The sequence below is a fragment of the Herbaspirillum sp. DW155 genome (genome assembly GCF_037076565.1).
Classification (GTDB): Bacteria; Pseudomonadota; Gammaproteobacteria; order Burkholderiales; family Burkholderiaceae_D; genus Herbaspirillum.
This window is the reverse complement of the sequence record NZ_AP029028.1, coordinates 2,321,175-2,345,773: the sequence shown is the minus strand read 5'-3', so window position 1 is coordinate 2,345,773 and position 24,599 is coordinate 2,321,175. Positions and strand designations below refer to the sequence as shown.

Genomic DNA, 24,599 nt, shown 5'->3' with positions numbered 1-24,599 from the left:
GCCCTCACGCCGTGGTATCGACCAGGTTGCCAGTGGTTTTGCCCGCTGCCAGCTTGCTTTGCAGGCTCTGCAGGAAGCTCGAGAGCGAGGTCGAACCTGAGGAGGCGCCGAGCGAACTCAAGAGGTCGCTGTAGGCGCTTTGCAGCGAGGAGACCGTGCCATCGCCTGAGCCCGAATCGGTCCCGTTGCTGGTCCCGGAGAGGCTGGCGATGAGGCTCTGAAGATCGGCCTCCAGACCACCGCCCGGTGGCGGCGGACGACCGCCGGGCGTGTACGAGCGCGCTGTGGCATCCGTGCTGGCAGTACTGCTGGCATCGCTGGTGGCCGATATGCTACTGGTGCTGCTGGCGCTGCTGGTGCTGCTGTCGGAAGACGACGGCGGGCGATCCGGCGGCGGGGTGTGCTGGCTCTGCAGGGCCGCCATCAGTTGCTGCAGGAAGGTATCGAGCTTGGAGTCGACGTTGGTGGCCGAAATGCTGCTGTCAGCGGAAGCCGAGGTCGCCGAGGTGGCACTGGTAGCGATGCTGTCCAGGCCGATGCCCAGCGCCGCCAGAATATCCTTGAGCGCGCCCATGAGACCGCCGCTCTTGTCGCCGGGCGGAGGCGGCGGGGGCGCATCCATGCGCGGCGCGGCGCTGGTCGAAAAGCCGCTGGTGCCGGATAGCGCCGACAGATCGGCAAGGCTGAAGTTGCTGGACGATACCGTGCTCAAGGCCATGACAGACTCCTTTGTTATGCGCGACGCCCCGTGCGTCGCCCCCTTGTGAATGTCAAAAGTATCGGACATCAAGACGCGTTAAGTTAGCGTCGCTTGCGTAAATCCGCGTAAAGTACTGTTAATAGCCGCTCCTGCCTGCGTCTGCCCGGACCAGCGCTGGCGTGGGTTGCCTGCGGGCACTCATGAAATCTTGTGACGGAAAAATGCATGTTGATGAGGTTTGCAAGACACGGGAACGGGCGGTAAATGAATGTAAAGATGCAAATGTAAAGATCGCCTGAAACACTTCTGCAAAACCTTTTACGGCATATTACGGGCTGCCGACGCCCTGCGGCCTGGAGGCAGGGCAATTCGAGAATGGAATGCAGCAATGTCTAAAGTGCTTTTGATCGACGACGATGTGGAACTCGTCGACATGCTCAAGGAATACCTGGAGCAAGAAAAATTCGAAGTCAACGTCGCCCATGACGGCGAAGTCGGGGCCGCCGAGGCGCTCACCGGCCAGTACGCCATCGCCGTGCTGGACGTGATGATGCCGCGCCTGAACGGCGTCGACACCCTGCGCCGCATCCGCGCCAAGAGCAACATGCCGGTGGTGATGCTGACCGCCAAGGGCGATGACACCGACCGCATCATCGGCCTGGAACTGGGCGCCGACGATTACGTGCCCAAGCCCTGCACGCCGCGCGAGATCGCCGCCCGCATCCGCGCCATCCTGCGCCGCGCCTCGGCCGAGAGCAGCGAACAGGCGCCCTATTCCCCCCTGGCCGTGGGTGCCCTGTCGATGTGGCCGGAACAGCGCCGCGCCACCTGGAACGGCCGTCCGCTGGAACTGACCAGCAGTGAATTCAACCTGCTCGAAGTGCTGGCCCGCAATGCCGGCAAGCCGGTCAGCAAGCAAACCTTGTCCGAACAGGGCCTGGGCCGTCCGCTGGCGCGCTTCGACCGCAACATCGACGTCCACCTCTCCAGCATCCGCCAGAAGATCGCCGCGCTGGGCAGTGACAAGAGCTGCATCCAGACCGTCTACCGCCTGGGTTACCAGTTCATCAAGGAATAAAGTGGGCCGGTTATTCTGGAAGTTCTTCTTCTTCATTGCGATCGCCCAGATCACCGCCACCTTCGGCGTGGGCGTGCTGTTTTGGATCGAGAACCTGGAACGCAGCAACCGCAATTCCGAGATCGACCTCAGCCCGCCGGCTTCCTTCATGATCCGCTCGGCTGCCGCCACGCTGCAGTTTGGCGGGACGGAAGCCTTGCGTAGCCTGATCAACGAGGGCCGCCCGCATCGCCTGCAGTTGTATGCCGTTGACGAAGACAATCAGGACCTGATGGGCCGCGAGGTCTCGCCCCATCTGGTGGAACAGGCGCGCCAGCTGCTGGCGAGTGAACGCGAACGCCGGGTGGTGGAGCTGGTCAAGGCCACCAATGGTCATAGCTACCTGATGTTCATCCCCACCCCCAACGACGAGTTCGGCCCGCCGCCGCCAGGTGGCATGGGGGGACGGGAACCGCACTATATGAAGAATCGCAGTAGCAAGCCGCTGTTCTTCCCGACCATGCCCATTGCGGTGGCGCTGCTGGCCAGCCTGGTCTTTGCGCTGCTGCTGGCGTGGTATTTCTCGCACCCGATCCGGCATCTCAAGAATGCCTTCAACCAGGCCGCCAATGGCAACCTGGACCTGGAGCTGGAACCGGTCATGAGCGCCCGCAATGACGAACTGGCCGACCTCGGCCGCGACTTCGACGCCATGACGGCCAAGCTGCGCACCCTGATGGAAAGCCAGCGCCGCCTGCTGCACGATGTCTCGCACGAGCTGCGCTCGCCGATTGCGCGGCTGCAGATGGCCATCGGCCTGGCACGGGTGCAGGACAAGGACAAGCTGGAACTGACACTGGAACGCATCGAACGCGAAAGCGTGCGCATGGACAAGCTGGTGGGCGAATTGCTGACCCTCTCGCGGCTGGAGGCCAATGTGCCCGGTTCGATGGAAGAAGCCATCGCCATCCAGTCCATGCTGGCCGACATGATCAATGACGCCCGCTTCGAAGCCGAAGCACTGGGCAAGCAGGTCGACAGCAGCATCGAGTGCCGGGTGGAGGTCAAGGGCAATCCGGAGCTGCTCTACCGCGCCATTGAAAACGTCCTGCGCAACGCCATCAAGCACACCGCCCCCGAGACGGCGGTACAGGTCGTGGCCGAGATCGATGAGGACCACAAGCTGCTGCACCTGTCGATTCTGGATCGCGGGCCGGGCGTGCCGGAGGAAGAAATGGACAGCATCTTTGAACTGTTCTTCCGCAGCAGCCGTACCAAGAGCAACAGTGCCGGACACGGCCTGGGCCTGTCGATTGCCCGCCGCATCGTGGAGGCGCACCAGGGCTTCATCCGCGCGGCCAACCGGCACGATGGCGGGCTGCGGATGGATATCACCCTGCCCTTCATGGCCGACGAGCCAGCGCGCGGCCAGACGCTGGAGAGCTGAACCCCGGCGCCTGGCCGGCCCGCACCGGCATCCACAAGAATGAGCCCCGTCCGGCTTTGCTCCGGACGGGGCTTTTCAATGCGCGCTGGTGATCTGTCTGCGACTCAAGGTGCAGCCGGATTGACGATGGCATTCATCAGCCCGCGCTGCACCGCCACCTGGAAAGCCTGCAGCTCGGTCACGCCCTGCTCGGGCGGATAGGGAAGCGGCAAGCGGTTCATCAGCACCGCCCAGGTCCAGCCATCGGCGCGCCACTGCAGGTAGGCATAGGTGCCGGTGGTCAGTGCGCCGCTGTGGGAGAGGATTTGCACGCCATTGCTGCGGGTGACGACCCAGCCCAGCCCGTAGTTGTTCTCGGCCTGGGCGGGATTGCGTTGCTTCATCAGCGCCAGGGTCTGCGGCTGCAGCAAGGCGGGCACGCCGCGCCCCAGCGTGGCATCGGCAAAATGCACCAGGTCGGTGGCCGTCGCCATCCAGCCGGCGGTAGCATCCATGGCCTTGAAATGCAGCGCCGAATAGGATTGCGGACCGGTGGCCCCACTGCCATCGCGGTCGGCCACGGCAGGCCAGCGCGGGTCGTCGTAGTAGACGGTCTCGTTGGCAGCGCGCTCGATGCGGCGGTCGCCGGCGATGGCAGCGTCCTCCACCCCGGCGGGATGGAACACCAGCGCCTGCACCGCCTGCTCATAGGGCATGCCGGACTTGTGCTCGATGATCCGGCCCAGCACGTTGTAGGCGAAATTGCCGTAGAAGTATTCACTTCCAGGCGCTGCATCCAGAAGGCGTTGCTTGAGCACATAGGCGATCACGTCGTGCGCCGAGGCCGGGGCCGGCACCTGGCGCGCCTTGGCGATGTTGACCAGATCGTATTGCGGGTCATAGTCGCTGCCGCCCCAGCCGCTGGTGTGCTGCAGGAGGTCGCGCAGGGTGATCTTCAACACCCGCTGATCCAGCGGCTGGGCGAAATCGGGATAGGCCGCGTCGGGCAGCAGGCCCGCCGGACCGAACACCGGACGATCCAGCGCCTGCGGCAATTCCTGCTCGAACAGCTTGAGCACGGCCACCGCCGTTACCGCCTTGGAGACGCTGCCGATACGAAAACGCGTGATAGGCGTCACCGGCGTGTTGGTCTCGGTCACCGCCATGCCATAACCACGCTGGTAGACCAGCTTGCCCTGGTAGGCAATCGCAATGCTGGCCCCCGGCACCGGATATTGAGCGAGCAATTGCGTCATCTGCTGGTCCACGCGTTCGGCCAGGGCAGTCTCGTCGATGTCCTGCGCAGACGCGCAAACGGCAATGAAAGCCAGGCCAGCGGCCAGCAGCTTGGCCCTCAGAACGGGCATGAAACGTGGACGCATGATTTATTTCTGTTGTCTCACCACTTGCAGGGCCGAGGCGATCAGCCCGCTCATGTCCGACAGGTTGGCCGGCACGATGATGGAATTGTTGGTCTTGGCCAGCTTGCTGAAGGCATCCACATACTGTTCTGCGACCTTCAGGTTGACCGCATCCGAACCACCCGGCTGCTCGATGGCGGCGGCGGTTTTGCGGATGGCTTCAGCGCTGGCTTCGGCGATGGCGAGAATGGCGGCGGCCTGGCCTTCGGCGCGGTTGATGGAAGCCTGCTTCTCGCCTTCGGAACGGGCGATGGCCGCCTCGCGCTCGCCGGTGGCGATGTTGATCTGCTCCTGCTTGCGGCCCTCGGAGGCGGCGATGAGGGCGCGCTTCTCACGCTCGGCGGTGATCTGGGCCTGCATGGCGTGCAGGATTTCCTTGGGCGGGGTCAGGTCCTTGATTTCATAGCGCAGCACCTTCACGCCCCAGTTCTCGGCCGATTCATCAATGGCGCTGACGATGGCGGTGTTGATGTGGTCGCGTTCCTCGAAGGTCTTGTCGAGTTCCATCTTGCCGATCACCGAACGCAGCGTGGTCTGGGCCAGTTGCGTGATGGCGGCGATGTAGTTGGACGAACCATAGGACGCGCGCATCGGATCGGTGATCTGGAAATACAGGATGCCATCCACCTGCAATTGCGTATTGTCCTTGGTGATGCAGACCTGCGGCGGCACGTCCAGCGGGATTTCCTTGAGGATGTGCTTGTAGGCCACGCGATCGATGAAGGGCACCACGATGTTCAGCCCCGGCGCCAGCGTGGCGTGATATTTGCCCAGGCGTTCGACCACCCAGGCGTGCTGCTGCGGGACCACCTTGACCGTCTGCACGACGAAGACGATGGCGAGGAAGAAAATGACCAGAGTAACGCTACCCAGCATGGAATTCTCCTGAAAACGAGGGGGGGAAGAAATGAAGATGCCGATCAACGGGGCGCCACCAGCAAACGGCTGCCACGGATTTCGCGGATGACGTAGCTGCCCGGCAGCGCATGATGGCCGGGCAGCAGCTCGACATCCCACTGTGCTCCGCGATACGGCACGCGGGCAAGGTATTGGTCGCCATGGGTTTGCCAGGCCCGCACCTCGACGCTCTGGCCGATATCGAGCAACAGATTGGGATCATCGTTGGCGCTGCTGCGGCGCAGCCGGCCGTACGGACTGCGGCGCAGTCCAAGGACCGCAGCCACGCCGACCACGGCGGCCACCAGCAACTGCCACTCCAGCATCAGCCCGGCCCACGCGGCGATGGCACCGGCCGCCATGCCCAGCGCGATCATGAGCAGGTAAAAGGTGCCTGTGAAGAGTTCTGCACCCAGCAGCCCGCCAGCCAGCACCAGCCAGATAGCCCAGTCGCTCATCGTCGAATCCCCATGAAGAAATCTGCAAACACAGCAAGTCTACCGCAGCTTGAGAATCTAAAAATAAAGGCGCGGACATTTCTGCCCGCGCCTTCCACTTCTTTTGAAGACCGTCTTGAGTGACGCTTAAAGCTTCATCACTTCTTGGCCAGTTGCTGCCAGGTGTCGATGACGGTATCCGGGTTCAGCGAGATGGACTCGATGCCCTGTTCCATCAGCCATTCGGCGAAGTCCGGATGGTCCGAGGGGCCCTGGCCGCAGATGCCGACGTACTTGCCCTTTTGGCGGCAGGTGGCGATGACCTTGGTCAGCAAGGCCTGCACGGCCGGATCACGCTCGTCGAAGTCAGCCGCCAGCAGTTCCATGCCGGAATCGCGATCCAGGCCCAGGGTCAGCTGGGTCAGGTCGTTGGAACCGATGGAGAAGCCGTCGAAGTGTTCCAGGAACTGCTCGGCCAGAATGGCGTTGGAGGGCACTTCGCACATCATGATGACGCGCAGGCCGTTCTCGCCGCGCTTGAGACCATACTTGCCCAAGAGGCCGATGACCTTCTCGGCCTGGCCCAGGGTACGCACGAAGGGCACCATCACCTCGACGTTGGTCAGGCCCATGTCTTCACGCACGCGCTTCATGGCCTGGCATTCCATCTGGAAGGCTTCGGCGAAGTCGTCGGCCAGGTAGCGCGCGGCGCCACGGAAGCCCAGCATCGGGTTTTCTTCGTCCGGCTCGTAGCGCGAACCGCCGATGAGCTTCTTGTACTCGTTGGACTTGAAGTCCGACAGGCGCACGATCACCGGCTTGGGCCAGAAGGCCGCCGCAATGGTGGCGATACCTTCGGCCAGCTTGTCGACGTAGAAGGCCTTGGGCGAGGCATGGCCACGGGCCACCGATTCGACGGCCTTCTTCAGGTCGGCGTCGATGTTCGGGTATTCCAGGATGGCCTTGGGGTGCACGCCGATGTTGTTGTTGATGATGAATTCCAGACGCGCCAGGCCGACACCGCCGTTGGGGATCGACTGGAAGTCGAAGGCCAGCTGCGGGTTGCCCACGTTCATCATCACCTTCAGCGGGATCGGGGGCAGTTCGCCACGGGCCACTTCGGTCACTTCGGTTTCCAGCAGGCCGTCATAGATCTTGCCTTCGTCGCCTTCGGCGCAGGAGACCGTCACCAGGGTGCCATCCTTCAACACGTCGGTGGCGTCGCCGCAGCCGACCACGGCCGGCACGCCCAGTTCACGGGCGATGATGGCGGCGTGGCAGGTACGGCCGCCACGGTTGGTGACGATGGCCGAGGCGCGCTTCATGACCGGTTCCCAGTTGGGGTCGGTCATGTCGGCCACCAGCACGTCGCCGGGCTGCACGCGTTCCATTTCGGCGGGATCGTTGATCACGCGCACCGGACCGGCGCCGATCTTCTGGCCGATCGCACGGCCGGTGGCCAGCACCGTGCCGGAGCTCTTGAGCTTGAAGCGCTGTTGCGCATCGGTGGCCTTCTGCTGCGACTTCACCGTTTCCGGACGGGCCTGCAGGATGTAGAGCTTGCCGTCGCGGCCATCCTTGCCCCATTCGATGTCCATCGGACGCTGGTAGTGCTTCTCGATGATGGTGGCGTACCTGGCCAGTTCCACCACTTCGGCGTCGGTCAGGGAATAGCGGTTGCGCAGTTCCACCGGCACATCCACGGTCTTGACCGAGCGGCCGGCCTTGGCCTCGCCGGTGAATTCCATCTTGATCAGCTTGGAACCCAGGTTGCGGCGGATCACCGGCTGCTTGCCCAGTTCCAGCATGGGCTTGTGGACGTAGTATTCGTCCGGGTTGACGGCGCCCTGCACCACGGTCTCGCCCAGGCCATAGCTGGAGGTGATGAAGACCACATCCTTGAAGCCGGATTCGGTATCGATGGTAAACATCACGCCGGCCGCGCCCACGTCCGAACGGACCATGCGCTGCACGCCAGCCGACAGCGCCACTTCCGCGTGGGTGAAGCCCTTGTGCACGCGATAGGAGATCGCGCGGTCGTTGTAGAGCGAGGCGAAGACGTGCTTCATGGCTTCGAGCACGTTGTCGATGCCGACCACGTTGAGGAAGGTTTCCTGCTGACCGGCGAAGGACGCGTCAGGCAGGTCTTCTGCGGTGGCGGAAGAGCGCACGGCGAAGGACATCTCGGCGGTCGAATCGGCCACCAGCTTGTCGTAGAAGGCACGGATTTCCTGATCCAGGCGCGGCTGGAACGGGGTCTCGATGATCCATTGACGGATCTCGGCGCCGGCTTGCGCCAGTGCACGCACGTCATCGATATCCAGACCTTCGAGACGCTTGGCGATACGGGCGGCCAGGGTCGGGCCGCCATCGGCGCTGTGTTCCAGGAAATCGCGGAAAGCTTGCGCAGTCGTGGCGAAACCGCCCGGCACGCGAACGCCCGCGCCGGCCAGCTGGGAGATCATTTCCCCCAGCGATGCGTTTTTGCCACCGACGGACTCGACGTCCGTCATGCGAAGATTTTCAAAGGAGGCTACGTATACCGCCCCCTGGGTGTTTACTGCGTTGGACATGACAACCCCTAGCTTGATGATAAGAAATCTTCGCGGGCGCGGCATGGGTCGGTTTATTTTTGTTATTCTGCGACGGTTGCGGCAGCAGGTGCGGCTTCGAGGACCAGCCCAGGGACAGCATCAGGCGCGCAGCCGGACCAGCGACGTTTGCCAGTGCAAACATCATCAGGAACTCGGGCAAATTGCGCAGCGGCATGAGGGTCATCAAGATGGGCTTCTCGAAATTGTTGCCAAGCATTGTACCGCGTGAAATCATTTTTGTTCGTAGCACCCAATACTTTTTCTATTTTCCAAAAGACAAGACATGCTCGACCCCATGCCGATCCCGCACCCTTCTCCCGTCCTGGCCGCCAACCGCACCGTGTTCTTCGTCTCCGACGGCACCGGGATCACGGCGGAGACCTTCGGACACTCGGTGCTGAGCCAGTTCGAGCTGCGCTTCAAGCAGGTGCGCCTGCCCTTCATCGATACGCTGGAAAAAGCCCACGACGCCACCCGCAAGATCAACGAAGCCTATGCGGTGGATGGCAAGCTGCCCATCGTCTTCTCGACCCTGGTGAAGTCGGAACTGTCCTCGGTAATCCGCCGCGCCAAGGCCATGCACATGGACCTGTTCCAGACCTTCGTGGAGCCGCTGGAGCAGGAGCTGGAGATGAAGTCCACCCACACCATCGGCCGCAGCCACAACACCACCGATTCGGAGGAATACCGCAACCGCATCGAGGCCATCAATTTCTCGCTGGCGCACGATGACGGACAATCCAACAAGAACCTGTCGGAAGCCGATGTGATCCTGGTGGGCGTGTCGCGCTCGGGCAAGACCCCGACCAGCCTGTACCTGGCCATGCAGTTTGGCATCAAGTGCGCCAACTATCCGCTGATCCCGGAAGACTTCGAACGCGAAAAGCTGCCCAGCGGCCTGGTGCTGCACAAGAAGAAGATTTTTGGCCTCACCATCGCCGCCGAACGCCTCTCGGAAGTGCGCAACGAGCGCCGTCCCGGCAGCAAGTACGCCGCGCTGGAAAATTGCCGCTATGAAATCAATGAGGCCGAGAAGATGATGCGGCGCGAAGGCATACGCTGGATGTCCTCGACCACCAAGTCCATCGAGGAAATCGCCGCCACCATCCTGCAGGAGATCAAGCTGGAGACGCGCTGACCGAAAATCGGCGAGAAAATTCAGTGCGCACGCGGGTGCGCTTCCTGGGGCCGTTGATGGTGGTCTCCATGGTGAAGGAGTCTTCACTATGGACTGTATACACTGCGCTATAGCAGTCCGGGCCGCACAGGTGATCGGCGGCCGGGATCAGTTCTTGTCCACGTAACAGATAGTCCTGATAGGGCTGGCCGATACGCTCGCCGTCGGCGAACAGCACGGACAGCCGATCTGCGCTGAAGCGATAGTCAAAGACACGCGAAAACGGAATCAAGCGGCCGGGCGCGCCGCTCATGCGCAACTGGCCCTGCTCGCGGTAGACCAGCTGGCCCGGGGTCTGGCCTGGTATGAAACTTAGTTCACCTGTGGCCGTGGCCTGAGGGGTGTCGCTGCCCTCCCAGATGGTGCGGGTGAAGATCCATTCCCCGAGGAAGCAATCGGCCATGGCGGCCAGATCGATGGGGGGAAAGGCAGCCATGATCCGCGCCGCCCTCAGCGCCCGACGGTACGCTGGCGCAGTTGTTCGAACAGGCAGACCGCCGCTGCAGCCGCCACGTTGAGCGACTCCATCTCACCCAGATGCGGGATCACCACTTCATGGGTGGCGGCATCCTGCAAGGCCGGCGACACGCCCTGCCCTTCATGCCCCAGCAGCCAGGCCACCGGACCGGACAGGTCGCAGTCGTAGATGGTCTGGGCCGCGTGCGAACTGGTGGCCAGCAAGGGGATGCGGCTGGCGGCGCACAGGGCCACCAGATCGACATTCTCGAAGATGTCCAGCACGAAGTGCGCGCCCATCCCGGCCCGCAACACCTTGGGCGACCAGGCAGCAGCGGTGCCGGGCGAGCAGAACACCTGCTTCACGCCCGCAGCGGCGGCGCTGCGCAGGATGGAGCCGAGATTGCCCGGATCCTGCAGGCCATCGAGCAGCACTGCCGATTCCTTCAACGCCGCCGGGGCCACCGGATCGGGCGTACTCACCAGCAACAGCAGACCCACGCCGTTCTCAACGGTGCTGATGGCGTCATAGAGCTTGTCGGCCAGCACCAGGCATTGCGCGCGCAAGGCTTCACATTGCGTGAGGATGGGCGCCACTTCAGGGTGATACTGAGCACTCTCGGCCACCACGCACACCTGCGGCGCGCCGCGATGCTGCAGCCAGGCCTGGGCCAGGTGCACGCCGTCCAGCAGGCTCTGGCCGGCGCGGCGGCGCGCCTGGCTGCTGGTGGCCAGTTGCTTCAGGTCCTTGAAGACCGGATTGTCCTTGGAGGTGATCAGTTTCATGCTCATCCCGCTCACGCCATCACCACCGTCTGGCCGGACAGCAAGGCCTTGACCGGCGCATAGGAGCGGCGATGCACCGGCGAGACGCCATGCAGCCGCAGCATTTCGAGGTGCAACGGGGTCGGATAGCCCTTGTGGCGGTCGAAACCGTAGTGCGGATAGGTGTCGTGCAAGACCAGCAGCGCCGCATCGCGCGCGGTCTTGGCGAGGATGGAGGCGGCCGAGATGGCGGGCACCTTGTCGTCGCCCTTGACGATGGCTTCCGAGCGGATGCTCATGACCGGGCAGCGGTTGCCATCGATCAGGGCCAGCGTGGGCGGCGTCGAGAGCGCTTCCACCGCACGGCGCATGGCCAGCATGCTGGCGTGCAGGATGTTGAGTTCGTCGATCTCCTGCTCGTTGCAGGAGGCAATCGCCCAGGCCAGTGCCGATTCCTTGATTTCCAGCGCCAGACTGTCGCGCGCGGCCTCGGAAAGCTTCTTGGAATCGCGCAGGCCCTTGACCGGACGCGCCGGATCGAGGATCACGGCCGCCGCAAAGACCGGCCCGGCCAGCGGACCACGGCCGGCCTCATCGACCCCGCAGATGATCTCGCCGGTATGGTCGTCAAACAAAGCCAGGGTCTGGGGGGCCGCCTTGGGCATAGCAAATTCCTTCATCAAACTCTCAAACGGATCGCCGCAGCGATCCTTCTTGGCGGCATATCAGCGGCGCCGCGCGCCAATGACTTCACATACCGCGTTGGCGCTCTCCCGGCTGGTATCGCGCAGCAGCGACTGGTGCAAGTCGGCAAAGCGCCTCGCCAGGCGCTGCTGGTGCGCATGGTCTTCCAGCTGGTGCCACATGGCATCGGCCAGCGCCTCGGGTGTGGCCTGGTGCTGCAGCAGTTCCGGCACCAGGAAGTCGCGCGCCAGGATGTTGGGCAGGCCCACCCAGGGCTGGTAGGCCATGTGCCGCATGATCTGGTACGAGGCCCAGTTGACCTTGTAGGAGATCACCATCGGCTTCTTGTACAGCGCCACTTCCAGCGAGGCGGTGCCGGAAGCCACCAGCACCGCGTCCGAGGCCTCCATCGCACTGTGCGACTGGCCACGGATCACGCTGACGCCAAGATCTTCATATCCGCCCTGGCGAATCTGATCCTCAAAGAAGGCCATCTGCCGGTCACCCGCCATGGGCGTGACAAACTGCAATTGCGCATCGCGCTGCCGCAACAGCCGTGCCGCGGCCAAGAAACCTTCGCCATTCTGCTTCAGTTCGCTCATGCGGCTGCCCGGCAGGATGGCCACCACCCTGCCCGGCCCGGTCAAACCGAGGCGCTGGCGGGCGCCTTCGGTATCGGGTTGCAGCGGGATCACCTCGGCCAGCGGGTGGCCCACATAGGTGACCGGCACGCCGGCCTGGCGATAGAGATTTTCCTCGAAGGGAAAGATCACCAGCATATGCGACACCGCACGCTGGATCTTCTTGATGCGCCAGCCGCGCCAGGCCCAGATCTGCGGGCCGATGAAGTGGATGGTCGGGATGCCGGCCTTCTTGAGCTGTTCTTCCAGGCCCAGGTTGAAGCCGGGGTAATCGACCCCCACGAAGACATCCGGACGATCCGCCAGCAGCTTGTCGCGCAGCGAGTCCTGGATACCCTTGATCTCGCGGTAGCGCGGAATCACCTCGAACAGGCCACGCACGGTCAGCTTGTCCATCGGCCAGTCGCTGGTAAAGCCCTGCGCCATCATGTGCTCGCCGCCGATGCCGTGCAGCCGCACGTCGGGCAGGCGCTCGCGCACCCCGGCCAGCAGGCGGCTGCCCAGCAGGTCGCCCGAGCTTTCTCCGGCCACCAGTGCGATCGACTGGCGGCGGGTGATGTCAGCGGATGATGCCACGGGCCGAAGCCTCGATGAATTCGCGCAGCAGGCGAATGTATTCGGCGCTGTGAGCGGACTTGGCTTCCATGTCCGCCAGTTGCTGCTTGGCCTCTTCCAGCGGCAGGCCGGCACGGTAGATCACCTTGTAGGCGCGCTTGATCTCCATGATCTGCTCGCTGGAGAAACCACGGCGCTTCAAGCCCTCGCTGTTGATGCCGGCCGGCACCGCACGGTTGCCAGCTGCCGTCACGAAGGGTGGCACGTCCTGGCTCACGGCCGCCGTAAAGGCGGTCATGGCATGGGCACCGATATGGCAGAACTGGTGCACCGTGGTGAAACCGCCCAGGAACACGTGGTCGCCCAGGTGCACGTGGCCGGCCAGGGTGGCATTGTTGGCCAGGATGATGTGGCTGCCCAGCTGGCAGTCGTGCGCCAGGTGGACGTAGGCCATGATCCAGTTGTCGTTGCCGATGCGGGTGGCGCCGCCATCCTGCACGGTGCCCCGGTTGAAGGTGACGAATTCGCGGATGGTGTTGCGGTCGCCGATTTCCATGGTGGTCGGCTCGCCGGCGTACTTCTTGTCCTGCGGCGCGGCGCCGATGGAGGCGAACTGGAAAATCTCGTTGTCGCGGCCGATGGTGGTGTGGCCTTCGATCACCACGTGGGGGCCGATGCGGGTGCCCGCGCCGATGCGCACGTCAGGGCCGATGACGGCGTAGGCGCCGATCTCGACGGATTCGTCGATCTGCGCTCCGGGAGCAATCACTGCGCTTGGATGGATCTTGGACATGTCCTGTGCTTCGGTAGGTTCACTGGTTGCACATCTTGCAATGAAGCAATCTGCACAATGAATCAGGCCCGGCGCGATCCTGCCGATCGCCGCCGGGCCTGGCTTGATACGTCAAGCCTTGCAGGCTGGCCTGCGGTCAGGCGCTCTGGCTGGCGTCGGCGGCGCTGCGCATGGTGCACATCAGGTCGCCTTCCACGGCCACCTGGCCGTCCACGGTGGCCACGGCACGGTATTTCCAGATGCCACGGGCACGGCGGGTGATTTCCACTTCCATCTTCAGCTGGTCGCCTGGCTCCACCGGACGCTTGAAGCGGGCATTGTCGATGCCGACGAAATAGACCACGGTGTTTTCATCGGGCTTCCTGCCTTCGGTCAGGAAGGACAGCAGCGCGGCCGTCTGAGCCAGCGCCTCGATCATCAGCACGCCCGGCATCACCGGCTTGTGCGGGAAGTGGCCGTTGAAGAATTCTTCATTCACGGTCACGTTCTTGATCGCGGTGATGGTCTTGCCGCTCTCCCAGTTCAGCACGCGATCAACCAGCAGCAGCGGGTAGCGGTGTGGCAGGTACTGTTTGATTTGATTGATGTCGAGGCTATTCATTCTCTTCTTGATTCTCTGAAAGCGGGGCTTGGCCTGCTTGTTCTTGTGTTAACGTTTTAAGCGATTTTTCCAACGCCCGGATTTTCTCACGCATCGTGCCCAGATTGCGCACCAAGGCAGCGGATTTTTCCCAGTCGCGGTGTTCGGTGATGGGGTAGAAGCCGGTGTACTGCCCCGGCTCCAGGATGGAACGCAAGGCCAGCGTACCGGCCGAGACGTGCACCTTGTCGACGATGGTGATGTGGCCGTGGATCATGGCGGCACCGCCGATGGAGCAATACTTGCCGATTTTCGCGCTGCCGGCGATGCCGGCACAGGCGGCGATGGCGGTATGCGCGCCGATGTGGCAGTTGTGGGCGATCTGGATCTGGTTGTCGAGCTTGACGCCCTCCTCGATCACGGTATCGGCCAGGGCGCCACGGTCGATGGTGGTATTGGCGCCGATTTCGACGTCATCGCCGATCATCACACGGCCGACTTGCGGGATCTTGATCCATTGCCCGGCTTCGTTGGCGAAACCGAAGCCATCGGCGCCGATCACCGCACCCGAATGGACGATGCCGCGTGCACCGATCTCGCAGGCGTGATGCAGGGTGGCGCGGGCATGAAAATGGGTGTCTTCGCCGACCTTGGCGTGATGGCCGATGAAGCTGCCGGCATCGATGCGGGCACGCGCGCCGATGACGGCACCGGCTTCGATGACCACCAGCGGGCCGATCACGGCGTCCGGCGCCACCTGCGCAGAAGGATCAACGACAGCGCTGGAGTGAATGCCTGTAGCAGGACGAACTTCCGCCTCCGCCTGGAACAACTGCGCGGCGCGCGCAAAGTAGGCGTAAGGGTTGCGGGTGACGATACGGGCGCCGGCGTAGCCCTGCACCTGGGCATCATCAGCCTCGGACAGGATCAGCGCCGCCGCCTGGGTCGCTTCGGCTTGTGCGCGGAACTTGGGATTGGAGAGGAAGGTAATGTGGCTGGCACCTGCGACGTCCAGCGGCGCGATGCCCTGGACCGCGATGGTCGCATCACCCTTCAGCTGCCCGCCCAGGCGCTCGACCAGTTGCTGCAGTCGAATACTCATCTTGGCTTTTCCGAATGATAGGCGTTGCTTGGCGTTACGGAAGAACAAAGGCCACCAAGACGGCGGCCCCTGAAGCGACATGCGGGCGCCAGGGCGTTGCCACCCTGCGCCCGCATGGCAATACGGCGATTACTTCGCCAGTTCCTTGAGCACCTTGTCGGTGATGTCGATGCGCTTGGAAGCATAGACGGCTTCCTGGAAGACGATATCGTACTTCTCGGCTTCAGCGATCTGGCGGATCACCTTGTTGGTGCGTTCCAGGACCACGGCCAGTTCCTCGTTGCGGCGCTGGTTCAGGTCTTCACGGAATTCGCGCTGCTTGCGCTGGAATTCCTTGTCCAGGTCGGACAGGTCGCGCTGGCGCTTGGCGCGGTCGGAGTCCGACAGCACGGCAGCATCCTTGTCCAGCTTGTCGGACTGCGCCTTCAGACGTGCGGCCATGTCTTGCAGGTCACGGTCACGCTTGGCGAACTCGGCTTCCAGCTTGGCTTGCGCGGCCTTGGCGGGCGCCGCTTCGCGGAAGATGCGCTCGGTGCTCACGAAAGCGATTTTGGAGCTTTCCTGCGCGTGGGCAGGAGCAAAGCTCAACAGGCAGGCCGCCATCACGATGGTCTGCAGGGACAGGAACGATTTGGTCATGAACTTCAAGATTACTCTCCGTATTACGAATCAATGATGACCGCTTTAGAAGCCGGTACCCAGTTGGAACTGGAAGGTTTGAGACTTGTCACCCGCCTTCAGGTTCAATGGCTTGCCGAAGCTCAGCTTCAGCGGACCGATCGGCGACACCCAGCTGATACCGACACCGGCCGAATAGCGCAGGTCGTTGAGCTTGATGTTTTCGCCGTCGGCGAAGACGTTGCCGCCGTCAAAGAAGGTGAACCAGCGCAGCGTGCGGTCCTGGCCCGAGCCCGGGAACGGGAACTGCAGTTCGGCATTGCCATACAGACGCGAGGCGCCGCCCATGGAGTCGCCGTACTGGTCCTTGAGGCTACCCAGCGAGGAAGCCTCGTAGCCACGGACAGTGCCGATACCGCCGGCGTAATAGTTCTTGAACACGGGATAGGGCTTGCTGCCCAGGCCGCGACCGTAATCCACTTCGCCGTTCAGGGCCAGAGTCACGGCCTTGCTGAAGAAGGGCTGGAAGTACTGCTGCTGGTAGCTGGCACGATAGTACTTCAGGGTACCGACGTAGGAAACCTCGAAATTGGCACGCTGATAGCGGCCGGTGGTCGGCACCAGGGCGGAGTCTCGACCATCACGCTGCCATGCGACGGTCAGCGGGATGCTGGTGGTACGGGCGCTGCCCACGCCGCAGTTGTTAGTGCTGGAGGTCACGTCGCAGTCGTTGGCGCCCACGCCGCCAAAGTCTCGCACGTACTGGCGATACAGAGTCGGGCTGGTGCTGTCGGTACTGACGTTGGTGTTTTCAACGCCGACGCCAAAGAACACCCGGTCCAGTTCCGAGAACGGCACGCCAAACTTGATGCTGCCGCCCAGCGTCTTGACCTTGTAGTCACCGGTGGCGTACACCGACGGACGAATCGTGCGCAGGTAGACTTCGTAGGTGCGGCTGATACCGTCGTCAGTGAAGTACGGGTTGGTGGTCGACAGCGAGATCGTGCGATAGCGCGAGCTGGTATTGACCTCGATACCGACGGTATTGCCGCTGCCGAAGGCGTTTTCCTGCGAGATCGAGCCAGTCAGGCTCACCTTGTCGGCCTGCGAGAAACCGGCACCGATCATGATGTTGCCGGTCGGCTTTTCTTCGACCTTCATGTTCACATCCACCTGGTCGCTGGTGCCCGGAACTTCAGGCGTATCGACGGTGACTTCCTTGAAGTAGCCCAGGCGGTCCACGCGGTCGCGGGAGAGCTTGATCTTCTCGCCGTCGTACCAGGAATCCTCGAACTGGCGGAATTCGCGGCGGATCACTTCATCACGGGTCTTGGTGTTGCCGGCGATGTTGACGTGACGCACGTAGACGCGCTTGCCCGGGTCGACCATGATGGTGAAGGCGACTTCCTTCTTTTCGCGGTCGACATTGGGGTTGGCGTTGACGTTGGCGAAGGCGTAACCGAAGTTGCCCAGGCGTTCGCCGATCTTCTTGGTGCTGTCGGTGAGCTTGGCGCCGGAATAGACGTCGCCCTTCTTCAGCTGCACCAGCTTGGCCAGTTCCGGCTCCATGCCGAACATCTCTCCTTCCAGCTTGATGTCGGAGACGGTGTACTTCTCACCTTCCTTGATATTGACGGTGATGTAGATGTCTTTCTTGTCAGGCGTAATCGATACCTGGGTCGACTCGACCTGCATTTCCAGATAGCCACGGTCCAGGTAGTAGGAGCGCAGGGTTTCAATGTCGCCCTGCAGCTTTTCCTTGGAGTACTGGTCGGCCTTGGTGTACCAGGTGAACCAGCCCGGCGTGGTCAGCTTGATCTGGTCGCGCAAGGTGCTGTCGGAGAAGACCTTGTTGCCGACGAAGTTGATCTGCTTGATGCGCGAAACTTCACCCTCGTCCACCGCAAAGGTAATGGCCACGCGATTGCGTTCGACCGGGGTGACGGTGGTGGACACCTTGGCGCCATACAGGCCGCGCGAGAGGTATTGACGCTTCAGTTCCTGTTCGGCGCGATCGACCTGCGAGCGGTCGAAGATGCGCGACTCGGCCACGCCGATTTCCTTCAGGGCCTTGGTCAGCTGTTCCTTGTCGAATTCCTTGATGCCGGAGAAGTCGACGCTGGCGATAGCCGGGCGCTCGACCACCTGCACCACCAGCACGTCGCCTTCGGCTTCGATGCGCACATCGCGGAAGAAACCGGTGGCGTACAGCGCCTTGATGGCGGCCGTGGCCTTTTCATCGTTGAAGGTATCGCCCACGCGCACCGGCAGATAGCTGAAGACGGTACCGGCTTCAGTACGCTGGATGCCTTCGACGCGAATGTCCTTGACCACGAAGGGCGTGATCGCCATGGCCTGGCTGGAGCACAGGGCAAATGCGGCGGCAGCGATCAGGCGACGGGAGAAAGTCGGGATGGGATGTTGCGCAGGGTGTAATTTCATCTATCGTTCATCAACAGTTTTTCGCTGCGGCTCTGCCTGACATGATGCTGGTAAGCAATTGAAAACGGATGCTTGATCCATTGCCAATTGCTTAACAACTGCCATCGGGGTTGGCCGGCAAATGTAAAAAATCCGGTCTTTCTCGCCGCCCCGCCGCGTTCTTGCTCGCTTGCTCGCCGGGGCCGGCATCAGGCCGGATTCATCCTTGGAACATCAGTCGCACGATATCGTTGAATGCAGCAACGAGCATCAGCGCCATCAGTAATCCCAGGCCGGCGCGCTGCGCGATTTCCCCAAACCGCTCGGAAACGGGCCGCCCTGTCAAAATCTCCAGCGCATAATACAGCAAATGACCGCCGTCTAAAACCGGGATTGGTAACAGATTCATCACTCCCAGGCTGATACTGATGAAGGCCAGGAAGCTCAGATAGCTCACCAGGCCCACGCGGGCGGTCTGTCCGGCATAGTCGGCGATCGTGATGGGGCCGGTGATGTTCTTCAGCGAAACCTGTCCGACGATCATCTTGCCGATCATCTTGACGGTCATCGCGCTGGTATCCCAGGTACGCTGCGCGCCCTTGGCCACGGCGGTCAGCAGATCGTCGCTGACGGTGGCCATCTCGGGTGCCAGCGGCACTTCGACCTTGATGCGGCCGATACGCTTGCCGCTTTCAGCCTCTTCCACCGTGTCTGGCGTGACGCGCGCTTCGAAGGTGGTGTTGCCGCGCAGCCCCTGCAGCAGCAGCGCCTTGCCGGCCGACTCGCGCACCTTTTCGACGAAGGCCAGGCCATCCTGCACGGGCAGGCCATCGATGGAGGTGATGTGGTCGCCCGTCTGCAAACCGGCCGCCTTGGCCGGTCCATCCAGGATCTTGCCCATGATCGCGGGCGGACGCGCCAAGGCCAGCCCCAGCTTGGCCAGGAAGTCGCCCTCCAGCTCATTGCTGCCGATGCCGGCCAGGCGCAGGGTCACGGTATCGAGCAGCTTGCCATTGCCGGAGGGATTGGGACGCTCGATGTCGAGCCGGGCATCGGCCTTTTCCAGCACCAGTTGCATCAGTTTCCAGCGCACTTCGGACCAGACCTGCACCGGGGCGCCATTGATGGCGGTAATGCGGTCACCTGCGCGCAGGCCGGCCTGATAGGCGGCACTCTGCTGGGCCGCCGCACGCAGCACGGGGACCGGCTCGGGCACGCCATGCATGTAAAGTCCGGCAAAGAGGGCGATGGCCAGCAGGAAATTGGCAATCGGACCGGCCGCCACGATGGCGATCCGGCGCCAGACCGACTGGCGGGTGAACTCGCGCTGGAGATCAGCCTCGGGAATCTCCTCCATGGACTGCTCGCGGGCGTCCAGCATCTTCACATAGCCGCCCAGCGGCAAGATGGAAATCGCCCACTCGGTCTGGTCCCGGCCGAAGCGGCGCGACCAGATCACCCGACCCATCCCCACCGAGAAGCGCAATACCTTCACGCCGCACCAGCGCGCCACCAGGTAATGCCCCAACTCATGGACCACCACCAGGGTGCCCAGGGCAACGAAGAAAGCGATCAGGGTATGCAACAGGTTCATCGTGAAATCAGGGCACTGGCAAGGTCACGCGCCTGCCGGTCCTGATCCAGCAAGGCCGCGATGTCGTCGGCTTGCCGGTTGGGAATGGCGGACATGACTTCTTCAATCAGGGGAGCGATCTTCCCGAAGCCGATGCGGCCATCGAGGAAGGCTTGCACGGCGACTTCATTGGCGGCATTGAGGATGGCCGCCAGCGTACCGCCGGCTCGCAGGGCATCATACGCCAGTTTCAGGCAGGGGAAGCGCTGATAGTCGGGCGGGAAGAAGGACAACTGGGCGATCTGGGCCAGATTCAGCGGCGCCACGCCCGAGGCGATACGCTCCGGATAGGCCAGCGCGTTGGCAATGGGCGTACGCATGTCGGGATTGCCCAGCTGCGCCAGCACCGAGCCATCGGCATAGGAAACCATGGAATGGATCACGCTTTGCGGGTGGATCACCACCTCGATCTTGTCCGCAGGTGCGCCGAAGAGCCAGTGGGCCTCGATCACCTCCAGACCCTTGTTCATCATGGTGGCCGAATCCACCGAGATCTTGCGACCCATCACCCACTTGGGATGGGCGACGGCCTCTTCCACGCTCACCTGATCCAGCGTACTCACGTCGCGGTGAAGGAAAGGCCCGCCGGAAGCCGTCAACAGGATCTTTTCGACCCCATGGGCAGCCATCGAACGGGTATAGCCAGCCGGCAGGCACTGGAAGATGGCGTTGTGTTCGCTGTCGATCGGCAACAGGCTGGCGCCGTGGGCCTGAACCGCATCCATCAGCAACTGGCCGGAGATGACCAGCGCCTCCTTGTTGGCCAGCAGGATCTTCTTGCCGGCGCGGGCGGCAGCCAGCGTGGAGGCCAGTCCGGCCGCCCCGACAATGGCCGCCATGACCATATCGCAGCCGTCGGCGGCCGCGATGTCGCACAAGGCTTGCGGACCGTGGGCCACTTCCGTGCTCAGATTGGCGGCACGCAGCAAGACCTGCAACTGAGACGCCGCCTCGGCCGAGCCAACCACGGCCACTTGAGGGCGAAAGCGCTGGCATTGCTCGGCCAGTTCGGCCACGCGCGCATGGGCGCTGAGCGCAAAGACACGATAACGGTCGGGATGGCGGGCCACCACGTCCAGCGTGGACACGCCGATGGAACCGGTGGCGCCGAGAATGCTGATGGACTGCATGGAATTTCCAGGAGGAAAGCGGCGGCTCAGGCAGCCGCCAGCCAGAGGTCGACCAGCGCTGCCAGCGGCAGCACCGGAATGAGCGCATCGATACGGTCGAGCACGCCGCCGTGGCCGGGCAGCAGGTTGCTGCTGTCCTTCATGCCGGCGCGGCGCTTCAACTGTGATTCGAACAGGTCGCCCACCACGCTGGCCGCCACCATCAGGCTGAGAATGCCGACGAAGCCACCCCAGCCCCAATGGCTATAGAGGTGATATTGGAAGGTTTCACCTCCGCTCATGGACATGGCCACCGCCGCCGAGATCACCAGCACGGCCAGCCAGCCGCCGATGGCGCCTTCCCAGGACTTGCCGGGGGAAATGGTCGGTGCCAGCTTGTGACGGCCGAAGCCCTTGCCCGAGAAATAGGCGCCGATATCCGCCACCCAGACCACGGCCATCACCGACAGCAGGTACAGCGGCGAATGCTGGAACAGGTCCACGATGGCCACGAAGCAGCCGAGGATGGAAAGCATGTAGGTGCCGTTGAGCAGGCGATTGCCGAAGGCCTCGATCCTGGGCAAGCCCAGGCCCAGCGCCGGCACGAATCGCAGCGCCCACAGCAGCACGCACAGTACGTAGAGCGCACGCACACTGGGCAGGCCCGAGAAGAACAGGATCACGCTGAATACAAGCGTCCACACCAGCGCCCACAGGGTCGGACGGGGACTCTTGAAGAGGCGGAAGCATTCCCAGGCGCCAGCGGCGAAGAACACCAGCACCGCCATCGCAAAGGCCGGGAAATAACCGAAATACAGGATGGGCAACAGGATTGCCAGCAGGATCAACGCCGTGATGACACGCGTCTTGAGCATCAGGAAGCCTTTTTCTGGTCCAGCACCTGGGCGCTGGTGCGCCCGAAACGGCGCTCGCGTTGTTGATAGGAGGCGATCGCCTGGTCCAGTGCCTTGGCATCGAAATCAGGCCAGAAGGTCTCGGTGAAGTACAGTTCGCTATAAGCCAGCTGCCACAACAGGAAATTGGAGATACGCTGCTCGCCGCCGGTACGGATGAACAGATCGGGCTCGGGCGCGTAGGCCATGGCCAGGTAGGGAGCCAGCTCTTCTTCGGTGTAGTCGGTAGCGCCCGGCTTGTCCTTGACCATCTTCGAGACGGCCTGCATGACATCCCAGCGGCCGCCATAGTTGGCGCACACGGTCAGCGTCAGGCGGCTGTTGCCGGCGGTCTGCTCTTCGGCCTTGATGGCCATCTCCTGCAATTTGGAATCGAAACGGCTCATATCGCCGACGATGCGCAGGCGTATGCCGTTGTTGGCCATCTTGCCCACTTCACGCTCCAGCACCGTCATGAACAGGCGCATGAGGACCGACACTTCGTCGGCAGGGCGGCGCCAGTTCTCGGAGCTGAAGGCAAACAGGGTCAGAAATTCGATGCCGCGCTCAGCACAGGCCTCGACGATGGAGCGCACGGCATCCACGCCCTTGGCATGCCCGGCCACGCGCGGCAGGAAACGCTTGGTCGCCCAACGACCGTTGCCGTCCATGATGATGGCAACATGGCGCGGAACCGCGGAAGTCTCCGGAACCGCCAGAGTTGAGCTTTGATGCTTCATGTAAATGATTTATTACTTTTCCGTACACGGGACAGAGAAGCGCAACATGGTAACGGGCGGCGACCGCTTTGACAAACCGACCTGCCTGCGTCTGCAATTTCCCCCATTGCCTCTCCCCCCTGCACTTTTCTGTCTTGGACTTGTTCGTGCAGCGCGGCCGCCGTGGCAGCCGCGCGTGGGCCCTGCAGGGACGGCTTACACCGTCATCACTTCCTTTTCCTTCTCGGTGACCATCTTGTCGATGTCAGCAACGAACTTGTCGGTCAGCTTCTGGATCTCGTCCTGGCCGCGGCGCTCTTCGTCTTCCGAGGCGATCTTGTCCTTGACCAGCTTCTTCAGGCCTTCGTTACCTTCGCGGCGGATGTTGCGCACGGCGATCTTGGCATCTTCGGCTTCGCTCTTGACCAGCTTGACCATTTCCTTGCGACGTTCTTCGGTCAGCGCCGGCATCGGCACGCGGATCAGGTCACCGTGGGTGGCCGGATTCAGGCCCAGGTCGGCTTCACGGATGGCCTTTTCGATGACGGCGGCCATCTTCTTTTCGAAGGGCTGCACACCGATGGTGCGGGCATCGATCAGGGTCAGGTTGGCCACCTGCGACAGACCGGTGGGCGAACCGTAGTACTCGACCATGACCTGATCCAGCAGGCCGGTGTGAGCACGGCCGGTACGGACCTTGGCCAGGTTGGCCTTGAGGGTTTCGATGGACTTGGCCATCTTCTGTTCGGTATTTTTCTTGACGTCAGCGACACTCATGCTGCTCTCCTAACTGTGGTGCAATAACTTGGCTTGTCTTGATGGCAAATGCCTGAAAGACCGGCATTGTAAACGGGAATCCCGGCCTGCGGCCGGTTTCTGCACTGCAATATCGCTCAGATGTGATCAGACGTGAACCAGGGTGCCCTCGTCATCGCCCATGACCACGCTCTTCAGCGCGCCCGGCTTGACGATGGAAAACACCTTGATCGGCAGCTTCTGGTCGCGGCACAGCGCAAAGGCGGTGGCATCCATCACCTGCAGGTGCTTGGCGATGGCTTCATCAAAGGAAATCGACTGGTAGCGTGTGGCTGCCGGATCCTTCTTGGGGTCGGCGGTGTAGACGCCATCGACCTTGGTGGCCTTCAACACGATCTGGGCGCCGATTTCCGAGCCACGCAGTGCAGCGGCGGTGTCGGTGGTGAAGAAGGGGTTGCCGGTGCCGGCCGCGAAGACCACGATCTTGCCTTCTTCCAGATATTGCAGCGCCTTGGGGCGCACGTAGGGCTCGACCACCTGCTCGATGCCGATGGCCGACATCACGCGGGCCGTCAGGCCGGCCTGGCGCATGGCATCGGCCAGGGCCAGCGAGTTCATCACGGTGGCCAGCATGCCCATGTAGTCGGCGGTCGCACGATCCATGCCCTGGGCGCCCGGCGCCACGCCGCGGAAGATGTTGCCGCCACCGATCACGATGGCCAGTTCCACGCCCAGTTTGCTGATTTCTGCTACATCCGCGACCATGCGTTCGATGGTCGCGCGATTGATACCATAGGCGTCGTCGCCCATCAGTGCTTCGCCGGAGAGTTTGAGGAGTACGCGCTTGTAAGCTGGTGTTGTCATTGCAGGGCTCCGTGTTCTTTCCGAGGTTGAATTACGTATTGACGCGCCGGCACTCGCTGTGACCCGACGAAATGGCGCGTTTTCGTCATCAGAGGGTAGCTCGAACGCATGAGGGGATGTACTGCTGCGCCTTGTTCTGTTGCCTGTATTGCCTGTATTTCGTTTATTACTGGTTGCTGCCGGTACTGCCGGCACGACCTTGCCGTTCCTGCCTTCATCAGCGCCAGCCCCATGAGCGACCCTGACTGTAGATGCAGCCGACCCCGAAAGTTCCCGGGCGCCGGCTTAAAAAAACGGGCCT

At 62.6% G+C, this 24,599-nt stretch carries 24 protein-coding genes; 3 read left to right on the top strand and 21 right to left on the bottom strand.

The window, feature by feature from the left end:
- Nucleotides 1-4 precede the first annotated feature (4 nt).
- Nucleotides 5-718, bottom strand: a complete 714-nt coding sequence (locus AACH55_RS10805; protein ID WP_338719504.1) for a hypothetical protein — start codon at nt 716-718, stop codon at nt 5-7.
- Nucleotides 719-1,088: 370 nt separating this feature from the next.
- Here AACH55_RS10805 and AACH55_RS10800 point away from each other — a divergent pair, with 370 nt between their 5' ends.
- Complete coding sequence (locus AACH55_RS10800; RefSeq protein WP_338719502.1) at nt 1,089-1,778, top strand: response regulator transcription factor; 690 nt, start codon at nt 1,089-1,091, stop codon at nt 1,776-1,778.
- Between the two features lies 1 nt (nt 1,779).
- Entirely contained in the window at nt 1,780-3,204 is a 1,425-nt protein-coding gene (locus tag AACH55_RS10795; protein WP_338719500.1) for an ATP-binding protein, read from the top strand.
- Nucleotides 3,205-3,308: 104 nt separating this feature from the next.
- Here the strand turns inward: AACH55_RS10795 and AACH55_RS10790 are convergent, their stop codons facing one another.
- The 5 genes from AACH55_RS10790 to AACH55_RS10770 form a co-directional block, all read right to left on the bottom strand.
- The gene (locus AACH55_RS10790) at nt 3,309-4,565 is read right to left on the bottom strand and encodes a serine hydrolase domain-containing protein (protein ID WP_338719498.1); all 1,257 of its coding nucleotides are present in this window, start codon (nt 4,563-4,565) and stop codon (nt 3,309-3,311) included.
- 3 nt (nt 4,566-4,568) lie between these two features.
- The gene (locus tag AACH55_RS10785; protein WP_338719496.1) at nt 4,569-5,480 is read right to left on the bottom strand and encodes a stomatin-like protein; all 912 of its coding nucleotides are present in this window, start codon (nt 5,478-5,480) and stop codon (nt 4,569-4,571) included.
- Between the two features lie 44 nt (nt 5,481-5,524).
- Entirely contained in the window at nt 5,525-5,959 is a 435-nt protein-coding gene (locus AACH55_RS10780) for an NfeD family protein (protein ID WP_338719494.1), read from the bottom strand.
- 137 nt (nt 5,960-6,096) lie between these two features.
- On the bottom strand, nt 6,097-8,451 hold the full coding sequence (gene ppsA, locus AACH55_RS10775; RefSeq protein ID WP_338719492.1) for a phosphoenolpyruvate synthase: 2,355 nt from the start codon (nt 8,449-8,451) through the stop codon (nt 6,097-6,099).
- Nucleotides 8,452-8,461: 10 nt separating this feature from the next.
- Nucleotides 8,462-8,767 carry a hypothetical protein gene (locus AACH55_RS10770; protein WP_338719490.1) on the bottom strand — a complete coding sequence of 102 codons (306 nt, stop codon included), beginning with the start codon at nt 8,765-8,767 and terminating at the stop codon, nt 8,462-8,464.
- 48 nt (nt 8,768-8,815) lie between these two features.
- Here AACH55_RS10770 and AACH55_RS10765 point away from each other — a divergent pair, with 48 nt between their 5' ends.
- Nucleotides 8,816-9,670, top strand: coding sequence for a pyruvate, water dikinase regulatory protein (locus tag AACH55_RS10765; RefSeq protein ID WP_338719488.1), 855 nt, complete (start codon nt 8,816-8,818; stop codon nt 9,668-9,670).
- Here AACH55_RS10765 and AACH55_RS10760 read toward each other — a convergent pair.
- The 15 genes from AACH55_RS10760 to pyrH form a co-directional block, all read right to left on the bottom strand.
- Complete coding sequence (locus AACH55_RS10760; protein WP_338719486.1) at nt 9,651-10,145, bottom strand: DUF6314 family protein; 495 nt, start codon at nt 10,143-10,145, stop codon at nt 9,651-9,653. The two genes, AACH55_RS10765 and AACH55_RS10760, sit on opposite strands and share 20 nt — an antisense overlap.
- A gap of 14 nt (nt 10,146-10,159) precedes the next feature.
- Nucleotides 10,160-10,951: an RNA methyltransferase gene (locus tag AACH55_RS10755; RefSeq protein ID WP_338719484.1), complete on the bottom strand. Its 792-nt coding sequence runs from the start codon at nt 10,949-10,951 to the stop codon at nt 10,160-10,162.
- 11 nt (nt 10,952-10,962) lie between these two features.
- Nucleotides 10,963-11,595 carry a ribonuclease HII gene (gene rnhB / locus AACH55_RS10750; protein WP_338720266.1) on the bottom strand — a complete coding sequence of 211 codons (633 nt, stop codon included), beginning with the start codon at nt 11,593-11,595 and terminating at the stop codon, nt 10,963-10,965.
- Between the two features lie 60 nt (nt 11,596-11,655).
- Complete coding sequence (gene lpxB, locus AACH55_RS10745; RefSeq protein ID WP_338719482.1) at nt 11,656-12,831, bottom strand: lipid-A-disaccharide synthase; 1,176 nt, start codon at nt 12,829-12,831, stop codon at nt 11,656-11,658.
- A complete protein-coding gene (gene lpxA / locus AACH55_RS10740; RefSeq protein ID WP_338719480.1) occupies nt 12,815-13,603 on the bottom strand; it encodes an acyl-ACP--UDP-N-acetylglucosamine O-acyltransferase in 789 nt (262 codons plus the stop codon). The genes lpxB and lpxA overlap by 17 nt, the downstream gene beginning before the upstream one ends.
- 136 nt (nt 13,604-13,739) lie before the next feature.
- Nucleotides 13,740-14,204 (bottom strand): 3-hydroxyacyl-ACP dehydratase FabZ, encoded by a 465-nt coding sequence (gene fabZ, locus AACH55_RS10735; protein WP_006462531.1) that lies wholly within the window; start codon nt 14,202-14,204, stop codon nt 13,740-13,742.
- Nucleotides 14,197-15,285: a UDP-3-O-(3-hydroxymyristoyl)glucosamine N-acyltransferase gene (gene lpxD, locus AACH55_RS10730; protein ID WP_338719477.1), complete on the bottom strand. Its 1,089-nt coding sequence runs from the start codon at nt 15,283-15,285 to the stop codon at nt 14,197-14,199. The genes fabZ and lpxD overlap by 8 nt, the downstream gene beginning before the upstream one ends.
- A gap of 129 nt (nt 15,286-15,414) precedes the next feature.
- Entirely contained in the window at nt 15,415-15,924 is a 510-nt protein-coding gene (locus tag AACH55_RS10725; protein ID WP_338719475.1) for an OmpH family outer membrane protein, read from the bottom strand.
- A 45-nt stretch (nt 15,925-15,969) separates the two neighbouring features.
- Nucleotides 15,970-18,345 carry an outer membrane protein assembly factor BamA gene (gene bamA, locus AACH55_RS10720; RefSeq protein WP_338719473.1) on the bottom strand — a complete coding sequence of 792 codons (2,376 nt, stop codon included), beginning with the start codon at nt 18,343-18,345 and terminating at the stop codon, nt 15,970-15,972.
- A 199-nt stretch (nt 18,346-18,544) separates the two neighbouring features.
- The gene (rseP, locus tag AACH55_RS10715; protein ID WP_338719471.1) at nt 18,545-19,918 is read right to left on the bottom strand and encodes an RIP metalloprotease RseP; all 1,374 of its coding nucleotides are present in this window, start codon (nt 19,916-19,918) and stop codon (nt 18,545-18,547) included.
- Nucleotides 19,915-21,087: a 1-deoxy-D-xylulose-5-phosphate reductoisomerase gene (gene ispC / locus AACH55_RS10710; RefSeq protein ID WP_338719469.1), complete on the bottom strand. Its 1,173-nt coding sequence runs from the start codon at nt 21,085-21,087 to the stop codon at nt 19,915-19,917. Before ispC ends, rseP begins: the two co-directional genes overlap by 4 nt.
- A 26-nt stretch (nt 21,088-21,113) precedes the next feature.
- A complete protein-coding gene (locus AACH55_RS10705; protein ID WP_338719467.1) occupies nt 21,114-21,941 on the bottom strand; it encodes a phosphatidate cytidylyltransferase in 828 nt (275 codons plus the stop codon).
- On the bottom strand, nt 21,941-22,699 hold the full coding sequence (gene uppS, locus AACH55_RS10700) for a polyprenyl diphosphate synthase (RefSeq protein WP_338719465.1): 759 nt from the start codon (nt 22,697-22,699) through the stop codon (nt 21,941-21,943). The genes AACH55_RS10705 and uppS overlap by 1 nt, the downstream gene beginning before the upstream one ends.
- 195 nt (nt 22,700-22,894) lie before the next feature.
- Nucleotides 22,895-23,455, bottom strand: coding sequence for a ribosome recycling factor (gene frr, locus AACH55_RS10695; RefSeq protein ID WP_088753857.1), 561 nt, complete (start codon nt 23,453-23,455; stop codon nt 22,895-22,897).
- Nucleotides 23,456-23,581: 126 nt separating this feature from the next.
- On the bottom strand, nt 23,582-24,298 hold the full coding sequence (gene pyrH, locus AACH55_RS10690; protein WP_006462540.1) for a UMP kinase: 717 nt from the start codon (nt 24,296-24,298) through the stop codon (nt 23,582-23,584).
- Between the last annotated feature and the right edge of the window lie 301 nt (nt 24,299-24,599).

Excerpts from the sequence above, each read along its gene's own strand:
- fabZ (WP_006462531.1), bottom strand. The coding sequence starts at position 14,204 with ATGAATAGCCTCGACATCAATCAAATCAAACAGTACCTGCCACACCGC.
- AACH55_RS10765 (WP_338719488.1), top strand. The coding sequence starts at position 8,816 with ATGCTCGACCCCATGCCGATCCCGCACCCTTCTCCCGTCCTGGCCGCC.
- bamA (WP_338719473.1), bottom strand. The coding sequence starts at position 18,345 with ATGAAATTACACCCTGCGCAACATCCCATCCCGACTTTCTCCCGTCGC.
- rnhB (WP_338720266.1), bottom strand. The coding sequence starts at position 11,595 with ATGCCCAAGGCGGCCCCCCAGACCCTGGCTTTGTTTGACGACCATACC.
- AACH55_RS10755 (WP_338719484.1), bottom strand. The coding sequence starts at position 10,951 with ATGAAACTGATCACCTCCAAGGACAATCCGGTCTTCAAGGACCTGAAG.
- ppsA (WP_338719492.1), bottom strand. The coding sequence starts at position 8,451 with ATGACGGACGTCGAGTCCGTCGGTGGCAAAAACGCATCGCTGGGGGAA.
- AACH55_RS10780 (WP_338719494.1), bottom strand. The coding sequence starts at position 5,959 with ATGAGCGACTGGGCTATCTGGCTGGTGCTGGCTGGCGGGCTGCTGGGT.
- lpxA (WP_338719480.1), bottom strand. The coding sequence starts at position 13,603 with ATGTCCAAGATCCATCCAAGCGCAGTGATTGCTCCCGGAGCGCAGATC.
- AACH55_RS10725 (WP_338719475.1), bottom strand. The coding sequence starts at position 15,924 with ATGACCAAATCGTTCCTGTCCCTGCAGACCATCGTGATGGCGGCCTGC.
- AACH55_RS10760 (WP_338719486.1), bottom strand. The coding sequence starts at position 10,145 with ATGGCTGCCTTTCCCCCCATCGATCTGGCCGCCATGGCCGATTGCTTC.
- lpxD (WP_338719477.1), bottom strand. The coding sequence starts at position 15,285 with ATGAGTATTCGACTGCAGCAACTGGTCGAGCGCCTGGGCGGGCAGCTG.
- pyrH (WP_006462540.1), bottom strand. The coding sequence starts at position 24,298 with ATGACAACACCAGCTTACAAGCGCGTACTCCTCAAACTCTCCGGCGAA.
- AACH55_RS10705 (WP_338719467.1), bottom strand. The coding sequence starts at position 21,941 with ATGCTCAAGACGCGTGTCATCACGGCGTTGATCCTGCTGGCAATCCTG.
- AACH55_RS10800 (WP_338719502.1), top strand. The coding sequence starts at position 1,089 with ATGTCTAAAGTGCTTTTGATCGACGACGATGTGGAACTCGTCGACATG.
- AACH55_RS10770 (WP_338719490.1), bottom strand. The coding sequence starts at position 8,767 with ATGATTTCACGCGGTACAATGCTTGGCAACAATTTCGAGAAGCCCATC.
- rseP (WP_338719471.1), bottom strand. The coding sequence starts at position 19,918 with ATGAACCTGTTGCATACCCTGATCGCTTTCTTCGTTGCCCTGGGCACC.
- uppS (WP_338719465.1), bottom strand. The coding sequence starts at position 22,699 with ATGAAGCATCAAAGCTCAACTCTGGCGGTTCCGGAGACTTCCGCGGTT.
- AACH55_RS10805 (WP_338719504.1), bottom strand. The coding sequence starts at position 718 with ATGGCCTTGAGCACGGTATCGTCCAGCAACTTCAGCCTTGCCGATCTG.
- AACH55_RS10790 (WP_338719498.1), bottom strand. The coding sequence starts at position 4,565 with ATGCGTCCACGTTTCATGCCCGTTCTGAGGGCCAAGCTGCTGGCCGCT.
- frr (WP_088753857.1), bottom strand. The coding sequence starts at position 23,455 with ATGAGTGTCGCTGACGTCAAGAAAAATACCGAACAGAAGATGGCCAAG.
- ispC (WP_338719469.1), bottom strand. The coding sequence starts at position 21,087 with ATGCAGTCCATCAGCATTCTCGGCGCCACCGGTTCCATCGGCGTGTCC.
- AACH55_RS10785 (WP_338719496.1), bottom strand. The coding sequence starts at position 5,480 with ATGCTGGGTAGCGTTACTCTGGTCATTTTCTTCCTCGCCATCGTCTTC.